This window comes from Pseudomonas sp. NBRC 111127, from assembly GCF_001320345.1.
GTDB lineage: Bacteria > Pseudomonadota > Gammaproteobacteria > Pseudomonadales > Pseudomonadaceae > Aquipseudomonas > Aquipseudomonas juntendi.
This window is the reverse complement of record NZ_BCBD01000013.1, coordinates 1-15,221: the sequence shown is the minus strand read 5'-3', so window position 1 is coordinate 15,221 and position 15,221 is coordinate 1. Positions and strand designations below refer to the sequence as shown.

The 15,221-nt window shown below is 59.5% G+C and carries 11 protein-coding genes and 1 pseudogene; 4 read left to right on the top strand and 8 right to left on the bottom strand.

The window, feature by feature from the left end; all coding sequences use genetic code 11:
* Positions 1-154 precede the first annotated feature (154 nt).
* Together APH30_RS04360 and APH30_RS04355 are read left to right on the top strand one after the other, a co-directional pair.
* A complete protein-coding gene (locus tag APH30_RS04360; protein WP_054888283.1) occupies positions 155-1,984 on the top strand; it encodes a sigma-54-dependent Fis family transcriptional regulator in 1,830 nt (609 codons plus the stop codon).
* A 201-nt stretch (positions 1,985-2,185) separates the two neighbouring features.
* Positions 2,186-3,391: an OprD family porin gene (locus APH30_RS04355; RefSeq protein WP_256221957.1), complete on the top strand. Its 1,206-nt coding sequence runs from the start codon at positions 2,186-2,188 to the stop codon at positions 3,389-3,391.
* Positions 3,392-3,433: 42 nt separating this feature from the next.
* Here APH30_RS04355 and APH30_RS04350 read toward each other — a convergent pair whose 3' ends face one another.
* Together APH30_RS04350 and APH30_RS04345 are read right to left on the bottom strand one after the other, a co-directional pair.
* On the bottom strand, positions 3,434-4,435 hold the full coding sequence (locus tag APH30_RS04350) for an AraC family transcriptional regulator (RefSeq protein ID WP_016488034.1): 1,002 nt from the start codon (positions 4,433-4,435) through the stop codon (positions 3,434-3,436).
* 71 nt (positions 4,436-4,506) lie between these two features.
* Positions 4,507-6,843 carry a tetratricopeptide repeat protein gene (locus APH30_RS04345; protein WP_024717426.1) on the bottom strand — a complete coding sequence of 779 codons (2,337 nt, stop codon included), beginning with the start codon at positions 6,841-6,843 and terminating at the stop codon, positions 4,507-4,509.
* A gap of 200 nt (positions 6,844-7,043) precedes the next feature.
* Between APH30_RS04345 and APH30_RS04340 the strand changes: the two genes are divergently transcribed.
* The gene (locus APH30_RS04340) at positions 7,044-8,723 is read left to right on the top strand and encodes an arylsulfatase (protein WP_016488032.1); all 1,680 of its coding nucleotides are present in this window, start codon (positions 7,044-7,046) and stop codon (positions 8,721-8,723) included.
* Between the two features lie 13 nt (positions 8,724-8,736).
* Here APH30_RS04340 and APH30_RS29820 read toward each other — a convergent pair whose 3' ends face one another.
* The 3 genes from APH30_RS29820 to APH30_RS28600 are packed head-to-tail and all read right to left on the bottom strand — an operon-like array spanning position 8,737 to position 9,402.
* Positions 8,737-8,961, bottom strand: a complete 225-nt coding sequence (locus APH30_RS29820) for a hypothetical protein (RefSeq protein ID WP_370688739.1) — start codon at positions 8,959-8,961, stop codon at positions 8,737-8,739.
* Between the two features lie 35 nt (positions 8,962-8,996).
* Positions 8,997-9,197, bottom strand: a complete 201-nt coding sequence (locus APH30_RS29815) for a hypothetical protein (RefSeq protein WP_024717428.1) — start codon at positions 9,195-9,197, stop codon at positions 8,997-8,999.
* A gap of 40 nt (positions 9,198-9,237) precedes the next feature.
* The gene (locus APH30_RS28600; RefSeq protein ID WP_155500257.1) at positions 9,238-9,402 is read right to left on the bottom strand and encodes a hypothetical protein; all 165 of its coding nucleotides are present in this window, start codon (positions 9,400-9,402) and stop codon (positions 9,238-9,240) included.
* Positions 9,403-9,991: 589 nt separating this feature from the next.
* Between APH30_RS28600 and APH30_RS04325 the strand changes: the two are divergent.
* Positions 9,992-11,209, top strand: a pseudogene (locus tag APH30_RS04325) (PucR family transcriptional regulator).
* 248 nt (positions 11,210-11,457) lie between these two features.
* Here the strand turns inward: APH30_RS04325 and APH30_RS04320 are convergent.
* The 3 genes from APH30_RS04320 to APH30_RS04310 form a co-directional block, all read right to left on the bottom strand.
* A complete protein-coding gene (locus tag APH30_RS04320; RefSeq protein ID WP_016488027.1) occupies positions 11,458-12,477 on the bottom strand; it encodes a GlxA family transcriptional regulator in 1,020 nt (339 codons plus the stop codon).
* Positions 12,478-12,674: 197 nt separating this feature from the next.
* The gene (gabP, locus tag APH30_RS04315; protein WP_054911779.1) at positions 12,675-14,060 is read right to left on the bottom strand and encodes a GABA permease; all 1,386 of its coding nucleotides are present in this window, start codon (positions 14,058-14,060) and stop codon (positions 12,675-12,677) included.
* A 73-nt stretch (positions 14,061-14,133) separates the two neighbouring features.
* A complete protein-coding gene (locus APH30_RS04310) occupies positions 14,134-14,916 on the bottom strand; it encodes a creatininase (RefSeq protein WP_016488025.1) in 783 nt (260 codons plus the stop codon).
* Positions 14,917-15,221 lie beyond the last annotated feature (305 nt).

Genomic DNA, 15,221 nt, shown 5'->3' with positions numbered 1-15,221 from the left:
AAAAATCGACGAAGTCAGCCTGTAGAAAGACAGAAGGTGTGCGGCTATCGGACAGATCGAGTGCCTACGCGCTTACGCCGACCGCTCGCGCATTGACCCGGCGCGAGGGCTCGGCATACTCACAAGCTACTCACTTGTTCGTTGCTGATTGCTCATGACGCCTACCAAACCCACCCAGCCCGGTCGTCCTGCCGACGAAGAATTCTTCAAGCAGATGCTTGGCAAGCAGAAGCGCCTGATCGTCGACCGCGCCAGCCAGTTTGGCGCCAGTGGCCTGCCATCGGCAGAACAGTTGGCGGAGACGGTGGCATTTTCCCCGCAGGAAGGCAGCGTCTGGATGTGCGGCCAGCGCATGATGCTGCTGCAAGGCGCCGCGTTCGGCGCCATGCGCCGCGAACTGATCGAGGCGCTCGGGTTCGATAAGGCGCGAGGCCTGTTGACGCGCATCGGCTGGCAGGCCGGTGCGCGGGACGCGGCCCAGGTCAGCGCGCAATGGCCAGAGGGTGATGACGCCAGCCTCTACAGTGCAGGGCCGCGCCTGCACATGCTTGAAGGGATGGTCAATGTCGAAGTGGTGCGCTTTGAAATCGATTCAGGTGTCGGCCACTTCTACTCCGAGTTCCTTTGGCACAACTCGCTCGAAGACGATGAGCACATTGCGGCCTATGGCTTGGGTGGTGAACCGGCCTGCTGGATGGAGATCGGCTATGCCAGTGGCTATGCCTCGTCACTGCTCGGTCGCCTGGTCGTGTTCCGTGAGCAGGAGTGCCGCTCGATGGGGCACCCGGCGTGCCGGATTGTAGGCAAGCCGGCCGATCAGTGGGACGACATCGACGTCGATCTGGCCTACCTGATGCCGGACGACTTCCTTAGCCGCAGTACTTATGCTTCAGGTAGCGCCACGGAGGTAGCCGAGCTGGAGGCGCCTATCGACGGCAAGCCAATGGTGGGCATCTCGGCGGCTTTCGTGCTCGCCACGCAGATGCTGCAGCGCGTGGCCTCGACCCAGGCAACCGTGCTGCTGACCGGGGAATCGGGCGTTGGCAAGGAGCTGTTCGCCCGCTCGTTGTACCAAGCCAGCACACGCCAGCAGCGGCCGTTGGTGGCGCTCAACTGCGCGACCTTGCCGGAGAACCTGGTGGAAGCAGAGCTGTTCGGTGTCGAACGGGGTGCCTACACTGGTGCCGACCGCTCGCGTGCCGGGCGTTTCGAGCGGGCCAATGGTGGCACGTTGTTTCTCGATGAAATCGCGACCTTGAGCCTGAGTGCCCAGAGCAAGATTCTGCGCGCCCTGCAGGAAGGTGAAATCGAGCGGGTAGGCGGCACGGCGCCGATCCGGGTCGATGTGCGGGTCATTGCCGCCACCAACCTGGACCTGCGCCGCGAAGTCGAGGCCGGGCGTTTTCGTGAGGATTTGTTCTATCGCTTGAACGTGTTTCCCATCCACCTGCCACCGTTACGGGAGCGCCGTGAAGATATCCCGCTGCTGATGAGCTATTTCCTGCGTCATTTCAGCCAGCGCCATGGGCGTCGGCTTGCGGGCTTTAGCACCCGGCTGGTCAACGCGCTGCTCACGTATCGGTTCCCAGGGAACATCCGTGAACTTCAGAACCTGATCGAGCGGGGCGTGATCAGTGCCGGTGAGGGCGAAGTCATCGACCTGGTGCACTTGGCCGAGATCGGCGCGCCCTTGATGGCCACGGCGATTGGCCTGACACCTGAGGGGCGCTTGTCCGGGGGGCAGCGCCGTGACGAGCCGGCCAGGCAGGTAATCGAGCCCACAGCGCACATTCGAGAGCCGGTATTGGAGGGGCTGCTGGCGTTCGTCGCCGGGAGCCAGAAGGTGCTCAGTACACCGTTGGCAGATATCGAGCTGCAACTGGTGCATCTGGCCATGGAGCGCTCGGGCGGCAACATCACCCTGGCGGCACAGATGCTGGGCATGAGCCGCGCGCAAGTCAGTTATCGGCTCAAGGGCAGCTAGCGGCGGATTAAGGCGGATTTTCTGCGCTGCGCAGTTAGTCGTTACGCGCAGGCGATAACGGCTTGTAAGCGGACTGCGGATACTGGACCTCTACAACAATAAAAATGTTTAGAGGCATCCATGAACGGTCAACACGCAACTGTGCCGCGCGCAGCGTACGCTGCTGGAAAACATCTAAGGGCGGTGGGTCTGATCGGGGTGATGATGCCCCTGGCCGCGCAAGCCGACTTTGTCGAAGACAGCCAGTTGAACCTGGGTCTGCGCAACTTCTACGTAGACCGTGATTTCAAGGGCGAAAACCCGAGAACCTCTCGCGATGGCAGCTGGAGCCAGGGCCTGGATCTGCGTTTCACATCCGGTTATACCCAGGGCCCGCTCTCGTTCGGTGTCGATGCCGCCGCGCAATACGCCTATCGCCTGGACGGCGGCTCAGGTCGTGGCCCTGACAGTGTCTTGCCCTACAGCCAGAGCTCACGGGAGCAAGCCCGGGAATATGGCCGGGCGGCACTGACCGGCAAGGTGCGCTATTCCAAGACCGAGCTGAGGGTCGGCGAGCATCGGCCGACCTTGCCGGTGGCCTTCCAGGACGATTCCCGGCAACTGGTGACGACCTTCAATGGTTTCACGGTCAAGTCCAACGAGCTCGACAACCTCACCCTGACCGGTGGGCGATTCACCGGGATCAGCACCCGTGAATCCTCCAACCGTGAAAAGCTGTACCTGTTCACCCGCCCCAACGGCCCCCGTCATACCAGCGATGGCCTGAACTTCGCCGGCGCCACCTACGCCTTCAGCCCCAACCTTGCTGCCAGCTACTTTTATGGACAGCTGGAGGGTATCTACCAGCAGCATTATCTGGGCCTGACGCTGAACACCGAGCTGGGCGCAGGCTACGGCCTGAAGACCGACCTGCGTTACTTCAACCACAACGAAGACGGTGACGCGCTGTACGGCAAGATCGATAACCGCTCCTATGGCGCCATGACCACCTTGAGAAAAGCCGGCCACGCCTTTGGTGTGGGCTATCAACGCATGCTCGGCGAGAGTGCGTTCCCGACGTTGAACGGCTTCGTGCCGCAACCGTATCTGGTCAATTGGTCGGCCGTGGCCTTCATCAGGCCCAACGAAAGCTCATGGCAGGCGCGTTACGACTATGACTTCGTGGCCATGGGCATACCCGGCCTCAACCTGACCACCCGTTACCTGCGCGGCACGGGCATCGATCGCGGTGGGGACCTGAGCCAAACCGCCGAAAACGAGCGCGATCTGTTTCTGAGTTATGTGGTGCAGAGCGGCCCGCTCAAGGGCGTGGCCGTGGAGTGGCGCAACATCCACGCGCAGTTCAAGCATGGCAATGACTACGATGAGAACCGTTTGATCACGACCTACACCTGGAAATTCTGGTAGGCCTTGGCCGAGCTGGCCGCTGCGCCTGCAGCGGCCTTCCCATCAATCTGACCTGGCCAGCGTTTGCGAGGGCAGCTCGCCAAACGCTTGCTTGTAGGCGGCGGTAAAGTGGCTGGGTTGCGCAAACCCCCACTTGAAGGCCAGCGCCGACAACTGTACTTCACCCGGTTGGTGCTCCAGTAACACTTTGCGCATCGCCAGTAGCCGGCAATGCTGGATGTAGCGTTGCGGGCTGGTCCCCAAACCGTTGCGAAACGCCTGTTCCAGGCTGCGTCGGCTGGTGCCGCTGACAGTCACCAGTTGGGTGATGCAAAGCGGCTGTTCGAGATTGGCGTGGATGAAATCGACCACCCGTTTCACGGTGCCCGGCAACAGGCGCCGTGGTGGTTCGCTGTACAGGCTGGGCAGCAGGTGCAGCAGGTTTTCGCAAAACAGGTGCTGCACGTGGGACTGGCCAAAGGGCGTTGCTAGCAAGCCAGCGGTGTTGCCGCTTTCGCTGTCGACCATGCGCAGCAGGTTGCCCAGGCTGCGCATGGCCGGGTTATTACCCTGGAACAACAACGCCTGCGTCGGGCTCTGGGCATGGTGAACCTGATGGTGACGTTCCAGGTGGTTGAGCAGCAAGGCCGCATCCAAGGCAATGACGATGGCCTTGGTCCCTTCGTGCCAGGTGACGTCCACTTCCTGCCCGGGGCTGAACACCAATAGCTCACCCGCGTTCGCCTGCAAGCCCTGGAGGTGGTTGCTGATCGCGCCGTGCAAAGGCAGGATGCCATGCCAACAGCTCAACGGGCTTGAGCTCACGCGAACCTCGCGCCCCCACCACGCGCCGAACAGCTTCATTTGCGGCAAGGTCTGCAAGGTGAAGTCGATATCCAGCGTGCCTCGCCCGCCGAGGCGAATCCGCCGTTCCTCCAGGTGGTTGTTGAGCAGGGCTTCGGCGTCTTCGACATTGCGCGAGCGCAGCAAGGGCTCGGCTGCAAAGGGAATGGCCGAGCGGGCGTCGCCAGCAGTGGGCAGGCCGCTGTAAAGGGGCGTATTCATCACCGTAACCTTTATTTGTTGTCTGTCTGGTTTGATCCAGTGGTATTCAGTCTTGGCCGCGGCTTCGCTGGTCATCGATTCGCGCCCATGGTGCGCGTACGCTGCTGTTGCTGCTGTACATAAGCCAGCAGGCGACGCGCCTCGGGGTGCTGCGGTTGTAGCATCAACAGTCGCTGCAAGAACGCGAATGCAGAGGCCCAGTTGCCTGCCCGCGCATCCAGATAGGCGCCTGCATACAAAAGATCCCTATCTTGCGCTGCGTGAGCAAGCCCGGCCACTACCACGCGTCGCGCCTGTTCAGGTTGGCCGAGCTGGCTGCGCAGCAAGCCGAGGTTGTAATACAGGCGCAGGTTCAGCGGCTGGCCGGGCAGGGCTTTCTCCAGCCACTCGATGGCCTGCTCGGGCTGCTGGCGCTCGGCCTGGAGCAGCCCCATGGCATAGGCCAGCTCGCTGAAGCCGGCGCGCTGCTCGCCGCGTTGCAAGCCGGCCTGTAGTGTTTCAAGGGCCTGGTCGGATTGCCCGCGAGTCAGCAGCAACCTGGCAAGTGCCGCGCGCGCGGGCGTGAAGTCCGGATCTTGGCGCAGGACTTGGTGATATTGATCCAGTGCCTGTGCCTCATTGCCTTGACGTGCCAGCAGGCTGGCCAGGTTGAATCGCGTGCCCGGCAAGTCGGCGTTGGCGCTGAGCCGCGCAAAGTGGTCCTGGAGCAGGTGACCGAGCCGGTCACGTTGGGCGGTCGGCAGTTGCGCCTGCAGGTCGGCCAAGGCGCGAGCCGCCTGATCGCGTACCGCCAGTGCCGGGTCATCAAGCAGGGCAGGCAAGTGTTGCAGGCGTTGCGCATCGTCGGCATTGGCCATGGCGCGCACCACGCTGCTGCGCACCAGTGGATCTTGATCGGCAAGCCCGAGGGCAAGCGAATCCAGCGCAGGCCCCTCGACGCCGCTCAGGACGTCGGCGGCAGAAGCCCGGACGATCGCCGGGCGTGTCGCGTCGGTGACCAACTTTGCGGCCAGGGCAATTGCTTGCGGATCGTGCGCTCGGGCGCCTTGCATCACCGGGCCATAATGCTCGCTACGCAGCGGGCCGAAGCGCTGGCTGATCTCGTTTGCGGCCCATTGTGCCGAGCGCTCTTTGTGGCATTGCGTGCAGGCGTTGGGCGCGCCGGTGATCGGCGTCAGGTCGGGCCTTGGCAGGCGGAAGCTATGGTCGCGGCGTGCGTCGATCACCATGTAGTTCTGTTCGGGCGCATGGCAGTTGGTGCATTGCGCGCCGGGGCTACCAGGCTCATGAAAGTGATGGCTGTGGCTGTCGTAGTCCTTCTTCTTCAGCGTGGGGAACCGCGGGTTGCCCTGCGGGTTGTGGCAGCTGGCGCACAACTGATTGCCCTGGGCGGGCAACTCGCCGGTGTGCGGGTTGTGGCAGTCGCTGCAGGTCACGCCGGCGGCGTACATCTTGCTCTGCACGAAGGAGCCATACTCGAACACCTCAGCCTGTTGCTGGCCATCGGCATGATAGGCGCCAGGGGTCAACAAGGTAGGGTAGGCACTATCCACCAGAGATTTACCCGGCTGGCTGCCAACACCAAGGGTTTCCTGTTGTGCGTGACAGCGGGCGCACTGGTCGACTTCGTAACCCTTGGCTCGCGCCCCGAAGTCCACCTGCAAACCGCGTGCGCCGGCATTGTTGGCGAGCTGGCGCTGCGCCGTCGGCAACTTGGCCCATGCCAGATGCTGAGCGCCCGGCCCATGGCAACTCTGACAACCCACCGACAGCTCGCTCCAGGTACTGGCGAAGCTGTCCTGGCTGGCGTCGTAGCCTTTTTTCAGGTTGCCCGAGTGGCACTGGGCACACATGCCGTTCCAATTCTGCGAGCGGCCGGTCCAGTGCAGGGCGTCGTCCGGGGTGAAGCGCTGGCCGGGGTAGAGCGAAAACCAGCGCTGCCCACCGTCGGCCTTGGCGCGGTTGTCCCAGGCAACGGTCAACGATTGCAAGCGACCACCAGGGCGTTCGATCAGGTATTGCTGCAGGGGATAAACGCCGAAGGTGTAGGCCACGGCGAAGTCCTGGCGTCGGCCCTGTTCGTTTTCGGCATTGACGTAAAACGTGCCATTGCGCGTGCTGAAACTCACCTCTACGCCGGCGGCGTCCGTAAAGGCCTGATCGGCGAAGTCGCCCCGCACATTGTCCGCGGTCGGCTTGCGCATCGACCAGCTGTGATGTGACTGGGACCACTGTTGCGCCTGTGAAGCATGGCAGGCCTGGCATTGGCCTGGGTCGACGTAGCCGTCGTCCAGCTTGCGCTGTGGCGGTTGAGACGGGGCGGCAAGCAGCCCGCCGGCCCATGCGCACAGCCATAGCAGGGCCATCCCCCGGGTGACATTCGCTGCGTGCCAACGAGCTTGCTTCATGTGCCCCACCTCTTGCCTGCCAGTGGGTGCGCGCCCCCGGAAAATAAAGGGGATGATGAACGTCGAGCGGGCACTGCCCTAGCCCTCGGGGCAAATAATCACGCGGATGCATAAGCGCTTGCGCTGAAGCGTTATCGGCGAGCGGCGGGCCATCCGCATACTTGCAAGCACACCAATAATAACAACCGAGGACACGCTTCATGAGCTCGTTTAAGACACGCCTGCTTGCTCTGATGGTTGCCATATGCAGCCACACGGCCATGGCCGCAGATGAACGCCCGAACTTTCTGATCATCGTCGCCGATGACCTGGGCTACAGCGACCTGGGCAGTTTTGGTGGCGAAATCAGCACCCCGAACATTGACTCACTTGCGCGCGATGGTGTGCGCCTGAGCAACTTCCACACGGCGCCCACGTGCTCGCCGACCCGCGCAATGATGTTCTCTGGCGCCGACAGCCATGTGGCGGGCCTGGGCAACATGGGCGAGCTGCTGCAACCGTTCCAGAAAGGCCAGCCTGGCTACGAAGGGTATTTGAACGAGCGCATGGTTACGGTAGGCCAGGTGCTTCAGGATGCAGGTTACAACACCTACACCACCGGCAAATGGCACCTGGGTCGCACCGAAGAGACCAGCCCCAAGGCGCGCGGCTTCGACCGCTCGTTCATTCTGGTGCAAGGCGGTGCCAGCCACTTCGACGACCAGCACGCCATCATTGCCCAAGACCCCAAGGCGATCTACCGCGAAGACGGCAAGCAGGTGGAAGTGCCCAAGGGCTTCTATTCCAGCGAGTTCTACACCGATCGGCTAATCGACTACATCGAAGCCGACAAAGCTAGCAACAAGCCGTTCATGGCCGTACTGTCCTACACCGCGCCACATTGGCCGCTGCATGCGCCAGACGCTTGGCTGGACAAGTACAAGCACCGTTATGACGCCGGCTACGACTCGATCCGCCAGGCCCGCCTGGAGCGCCAGAAGCAGCTGGGTATTGTCGCGGCCAACACAACGCCCAACACACCCATGGCCAAGGGCCTGCCGAGCTGGGGCCAGTTGAGCGATGAACAGCGCCAGCGTGAGGCGCGCAACATGGAGATCTATGCGGCGATGGTGTCCAACATGGACTACCACATTGGCCGACTGCTCACGTACCTGGAGAAAAACGGCAAGCTGGACAACACCTTCATCGTGTTCATCTCTGACAACGGTGCCGATGGCAATAGCCCGATCGACCTGCCTGGCAACAAGGAGTGGCTGGCCAAGGACTTCGACAACAGCCTGAAAAACATCGGGCACAAAGGCTCGTATGCCGACTATGGCGCACAATGGGCCCAGGTCAGCTCCACGCCGTATCCGCTGTTCAAGGGGTTCACCAACGAGGGCGGCATTCGCGCGCCAGCCATCATCAGCGCGAAAATGCTGAAGAAGGCCCACCTGCAAGGCACGCTCAACAACGACATGGTCCATGTGATGGACCTGATGCCAACCTTGCTGGACCTGGCGGGGGTGCCGGCGCTGGGCAAGACATTCCAAGGTCGCCCGGTGCAAGCCATCAGCGGCAAGAGCATGCGCCCATTGCTTGAAGGTCGGGCCATGGCCCAGCGTCAGATCGGCTGGGAACTGTTCGGCCGCAAGGCGCTGCGCAAGGGCCATTGGAAAATCACCTTGGTCAATCCACCTTACGGCACCGCCCAGTGGCAGCTGTACGACCTCAAGAGCGACCCGACCGAAAGCCGCGACCTGGCCCAGGCCGAGCCGGGCAAGCTGAAGGAAATGCTCGTGGCGTGGGACCAGTACGCGAAGGAAAACAACGTGCTCGATGGCAAGTTCGACCTCAAGTACGGGTTCCAGACTTGCCTCTACGAATACTGTTTCAAGTAGCCGTTGAGCACGATCACGCTGCCTGCTTGACTGGAGCAGGCGGCGGTCTTTGAAGACCTTGCAACCAGTCGCAGTAGCGGGCCACGCCTTGCTCGACTACCATTGTAGGTGCCGTGTAACCGGCAGCGCGCAAGCGCTCCAGGTCGGCGCAGGTGTAACACTGGTACTTGCCACGCAAATGTTCAGGAAATTCGCTGTACTCCAGAATGCCTTCCAGCAAGGCCATATCAAGTGACAACGAGGGTTGGCCTTGCTGCCCGCGCAACCGATTGATCACAGCCAGGGCCACATCATTGAATGGTTGGGCGCGGCTACTGCCAACAGAACTGCCGGCGCACCTGTTGCATCGAACAGGAACTTCGAATAGCCATAGACGTTCAGCGGGCGCTCACATTCGCGCTGTTCACGAAAGTCCTCGTCGGCTCCGTAGACGCGGGAAGAAATGCAGGTGCGCTGCCCCGAACTGCTAATCACCAACTATTCAATGCTCGAATACATGCTAATGCGTCCGTTGTCACGGGGCAGGCCCATTGCAGGTCTCATTTCCAGCAGATGGCAGGCTCAGGAAATTATCGTTTGCCGGCTCAATGGCCAGTTTGCCGGTTTTGGTCGGCACAAAGTCCATTGTCGGCATTTCATCGTTGGTGCCGAGCTTGAGGAGTCTGCCATTGAACGTCACCGTTTTGTCGGTCAGCGTTGGTCGCTTGCAAGGTGTAGCGGCGTGCGGCGACGGGCACGGTCAGTGATGCCGTTTGATACCGGGCAGTGTTGAGCACCAGCAGGGCGAGGCCGCTCGGTTGGTCACGTAAATGTTGCTAAAAGATTGTAGAGAAAGCGAGCACTAAGCTGCAACGTTTGGATAGGGGGTGAGCATCACTCCACCGGAAATTTGGTCATACGTCCGCGTGGTCGTCGAGTGCATGAAGCTTGATGGGATTATCTCCAAAGTCGTGAGAGTAGATGGAATGTACGGGAGGGCATCTCGATACTTGGGGCTGTTGATCGCAGTCATCTCGCCGTTCGAGGGAGTGATCATGAACGATTTCAGGTAGCATCTCTATTACAAGTCCCCGGCATGGTCGTCGATGAGCTTGCTGAGACTTAACCGCATGCGCTTTTCGGTCATGGCGTAGGAGCAGTACTGGCATGTTCCTTCAATTTCTAAAGTTGATATCTTCGGCGAGCAGTGACGCCATGGTACAGCCCGACATTCTCATGTGCGAGCCAGTTAGAGGGCGTCAGATGCAGAGCCTGGCGGGTGTCGAGCCATGAGCTTGACTCTGAGTGAGGTCCTGAACCTGCCCGGCTTGGAAGACATGAGGGTCCGCGCAGGCGAGCTTTACTTGCAACGGCGAGTATGCTGGTCCTACGTGGCGGGAAATGAGGGTATCACCGCGTGTAAAATGGGCGGCGAACTAGTATTTATTTCGGAAATCAATTACCTATGTGACGAACGCAAGTTACTCACTTTGGTCGAGACTGGTGCTGTGTTGGGTATTGCCGGGATGGTGGTTCTTACTGGAGGCCCGTTTCCCCAGTGCATCCCGTCTGCAGTGATCGCTCGTGCTGAACAGTTGGGATTGTCGCTGATCGAGCAGCCCTCTCCGCTGAAGTTGGTGTTTGTGACCCACCTGATCGATACGGCCCTGATGCATATGACTCAAGTGCGGCGCTCACGTAACCACATTCTCGGCCAGTTGCTGACCTGAGATTACCCGAGTCTGGCCATTGCCCGATAGCGGGCTGCGCATCTGCAACTGATGCTTGATATTCCACGGCGACTGGTCGTGCTGCGCTTGTCAGGTATCGAGACGCTGTTTGAGCGCCAAGGCTTGGCCCAAGGCGAGCAGCTGTGGCAAGCCACTCGCCAGTCCATGGAAGACCAACTTGAAGCCTGGGGTCGCAGCCGCCCGGGAACGGTGATGGTAGAGATGCCGGGCGACCTCTTCGTGCTACTGCTGGCGGATGCCGATGACCTGCCGGCAGCCTTGACCACGTTGCGTCGGCAACTGATCGGAGTGGCAGGGGAGTTGGATATGTACATGGGCCTGTCGAGCGTTGCTGAAGATTGTGGTCATTACCGCCGACTGCTCAACGAAGCGCGCCAGGCGCTGAATGTGGCGCAGAAACTGCGCCCGGAGAGCGGATACTGCGATTTCAACGAGTTGGGCGTGTTGGGTTTGCTGCAGGGGGTAGTCGACCGCACGCTCATCGACGACTTCGTCGAAAAGACACTCGGCCCGTTGTTCGTGCCCGGCCGTAAACACCCTAAAGTACTCGTGCATACCCTCGACGCTTTGCTCAAGGAAAATGGCAACGGGCTCAAGGCTGCCCAGCGCCTGGGACTTCACCGTAACACCATCAATCAACGTATCCAGCGCATCGAACAACTGAGTGGAAAATCCTTGGACGATCCACTTTTTCGTATGAATGCTTCGATCGCTATTATGGTATGGCACATGTCTATCGCCCGAGGTAAGGAATAATGACATGAACATCATCAATGCGCGCCTGCGTAGCAAGCGTAGTCCGCTTCGTCCTGAATGGCATGACATCTAGCCAGATCCAAGTGATGGTCCAAAACTGTGCGGAATGACCGAGATTCCCCTGCAGAATTGTGGTGGCGCCCTCGTGGAGCGCACATTCACTTGGATGCCCTCACATTGCGGGCCAGCTGAGGGGAGCATGGCGAGGAAATCCTGGACCGCGCCACGAAAACTAACGACAGGGTTGTTCAGTGAAGTGAAGAGACTACCTTTTTCCGCTCGCCGATTGGTGAGACACCAAAGAAACGACTGTAGCACTTTGAGAAGTGTGCTGGCGAAATGAAACCACAGGCGAGGGCGATATCACGCACTTGGGATTCACTGTGTAGCAATAGTTGCCTAGCCCGTGTCAGGCGTAGTTCCAAGTAATACTGACTCGGTGTGTTTTGAAGATGCTTGTGGAACAAACGCTCCATTTGCCGAACCGAGATCTCATTCAGTTCTGCAAGCTCTTCCAAGGTCATCGGGTCTTCAAGGTTGGCTTCCATGATTGTAACAATCTGACTGAGTTTGGGCTGAGAGGTGCCGAGCTTTTGCCGCAAAGGCACGCGCTGGCGCTCTTGCGATCCACGTACTCGATCACATAACAGCAGTTCAGCCGCATGACTGGCAATGTCCCGCCCGCCAGGTTCTCGGGCAATCAGTTGTAGGATCATGTCCATGGACGCCACGCCGCCGGAGCTCGTGAAACGGTCACGGTCAAGCTCAAACAGTTGGTTGGAAATGATAATGCCGGGAAATCGCTCTTTTAGCGCCTCGATATCTTCCCAGTGGATGGTACACCGATAACCAGTGAGCAGATTGGCGCGTGCTAGCAAATGGCTGCCTGTGCAAATACCGCCCAATGGCACCTGGTCATGTGCCAACTTGCGAAGCCAGTTGAGGATGGGGCGGGTATTGTGGTCGGAGACTATCGGGTTTGGCCCCACCACGAACAGCATGTCCAGCTTTGGGGCATCCTTGATACTGAAATCGGGCAGGATGCGCATGCCGTTACTGGCACTCACTGGCTCCATGTCGGCTGCAATGATCAGGGTCTGGAACATGGTTTTGCGTGCTGCCAGGTTGGCCATGCGCAAGGTTTCCACCGCCGAGGCGAAGCCAATGGTGGTGAAATTGGGAATGATCAGGAAACCGACGACTTTCAGCGGCGGGGCATCATTGACAGGGTATGCCGGTGCCAACGGCGAGGATTTTAACGTACCCATCAATACGACTCCTTGAATGCAAAAAAATGACGTGCTCTGCGTCTGGTTGCCGTAAATCGGCAATTCATTGTGTTTAGGTTGATGCATTTGTCAGAGTGATAGTACACGCAGTGCCTAAGCATTGGGAGGCGCCCCGGTGAAAAGCAAAAACCCTGCGAAAGCAACACCTTCACAGGGTGGGTAACGACTCGGCCTGGTCAGGCAGGCTTGCTCGCCACGGTGGCCGAAGTGCTCTTTTTAGACGAGAAAATGGCGCTCACGCAGACGATGGCCAGCGCCAGCGCACCAGTTGCCACCACTTCCATGCGATGCCCTGGCATCACCAGCATCATCGTCAAGATACTGATGATGGAGAAGATGACCAGGTAGCTGAGCCAGGGGAACAGCCACATCTTGAAGTCCAGCGCAGTACCTTGGCTATCCATCCGATTACGCAGAACCAATTGCGAAACAGCGATTGCCAGATAGACTAGAAGCGCTACCGCCCCCGAACTTGCCAGCAGGAAGGAAAACACCTCGTCGGGAGCGAAGTAATTGAGTGCTGTGGTCAAGAAGCCCACTGCGGTGCTGGCTAGCACTGCAATCACTGGCACGCCCGTCGCTGAGGTGCGCTGCAGAACGCGAGGACCGTCGCCGCGCTTGCTCAGCGAATAGACCATGCGCGATGCGGTGTAGATGGCCGAATTGAGGCAACTGGCAACGGCAATCAGCACGACGATATCGACGATCATCTTGGCGTGCGGGATGTTCATCAGCTCAAGGGCCCGTTGATAGGAGCCGACCTGTACTAGCATGGGGTCGTTCCAGGGCACGATGGAGATGATCAGGAACACCGAGACGATGTAGAAGATCCCCATTCGCCACACCACGGAATTGGTGGCACGGGTGATTTGCTTGGAGGGGTTTTTCGACTCGGCGGCGGCAATGGTGACAATTTCAGTACCCATGAAACTGAACACGGTGGTGAGCATGGCACCGATGACAGCGGTCATGCCGTTGGGCATGAAACCACCAAACTCATGACTCAGGTTGACCACGCCGCTAACTGAAATATCGGGCAGCGCGCCTGTCAGTGCCAATGCACCCAGAGCAATGAACCCTAGCACCGCGATAACCTTGAGCATCGCAAACCAAAACTCGAATTCACCGTAGCGCGCCACACTGAACAGGTTAGTTACGGTCAGCAAACCGGTAACCACCAGTGCGAATTCCCAGGTTTCTATCGCAGGGAACCAGGCATGCAGAATGGCCGCTGCTGCAATGGCTTCGATTGGAATGACCAGCACCCAGAACCACCAGTACAGCCAGCCAATGGTAAAGCCTGCTGTACGTCCCATTGCGCGCTCGGCGTAGGTGGAGAATGACCCGGTATCTGGCGAGGCCACCGCCATTTCTCCGAGCATGCGCATGACCAGAACGACCAGTGTGCCAGACATGATGTACGCGAGAATTGCCGCAGGACCGGCTGCAGCAATGGCATGCCCCGAGCCGATGAAGAGGCCGGCGCCAATAGCGCCGGCGATTGACAACATGGTGACGTGGCGCTGCTTGAGGCCGGGGGCCAGAGTTGAGTTGCTGGACATGCTAATTACCCTTTTTATTCTTGAAGGAGGGTGAACTGCGAACGGCGGTGCTGCTCTGGGCTGGAGATCGGTGTTATTTCTGCAGGTCGAAGGCCTCCCGCACAGCGCTGCTAATGCCCTCTACGCAAACTCGCAGAATCAACTCGCCTTTTTCTCGGTTGGCGCCCTTAGGCGAGGAAAGCGTTCCGCAGGCGGGGGTGCGTTCAGGGATGATGGGGAAGACATCGTAAGGTGGGAATTTTGCCGGAGGGTGGTCGACGGCGCGGCTCAGGTCGACCTTTTCAGGGTGCAGGGCCAGCATCAGTGACGTTTCGAAAACGCCACCGTGTTCGATGTCCCAGCCGAGGAAACCTTCGGGGTAGAGCTCTTCGATGACCGCCGGCGCGTTGACGAAATCCCAGTAGGACAGAACGACCACCTTGAAATCGGTGATACCGCCATAACGCAGTTCGCGCAGCGCCAGGTCGATGCCTTCGACGATGAACATCGAGTTTTCATAATGGCCATTCATCAAGACCAGCTTGCGCGCCCCATGCCGGGCGAGTTCGCGGATGATGTCCTGGATGGTATGGGTCAGTGTTGCGCCATCCAGGCTGGTGGTGCCGGGAAAGTGGTTGCCACCTCCCGACTTCTGCTGTGACTTGTAGCCATAGGCCAAGGCGGGTAACACCAAGCCGTCGACTTCTCGCGCTACTGCCTTGCACAGGGCGGTAGGCAATAGCACATCCACCTCCATGCACATGTGATGACCGTGCTGCTCCAAGGCGCCCACCGGCAAGAAAATCGTGCTGCCGGAAGCTACCTTCTGTGCGTACTCAGGCCAGGTGAGTTCGCCAACCACTACGCTTTCGTTCATCGGTTATCTCTCTTTATTCTTGTATTCGTTGAAGTAGTCCGTTTGCAGCGAGCCAGTACATGCAACGATTTGATCAGATCACAACGACATTCACTTGTCAGTTCCCGACCTGAATTTGACAAATGCTGACGGACCTGCGATCCAGGTGGGTCGGGTGGGGCAGGGGGCGAATTTGACAAATTACAGGTCGGAAAAACACAACTTGCCCTGATGGCAATCTGCTGCAATCGGTAATCACACAGGCGGTGAAAACCTTGGGGAAGCGGGGCGAAAGCGCGGCTGGGCCAAGGCACTTTTGATTACCG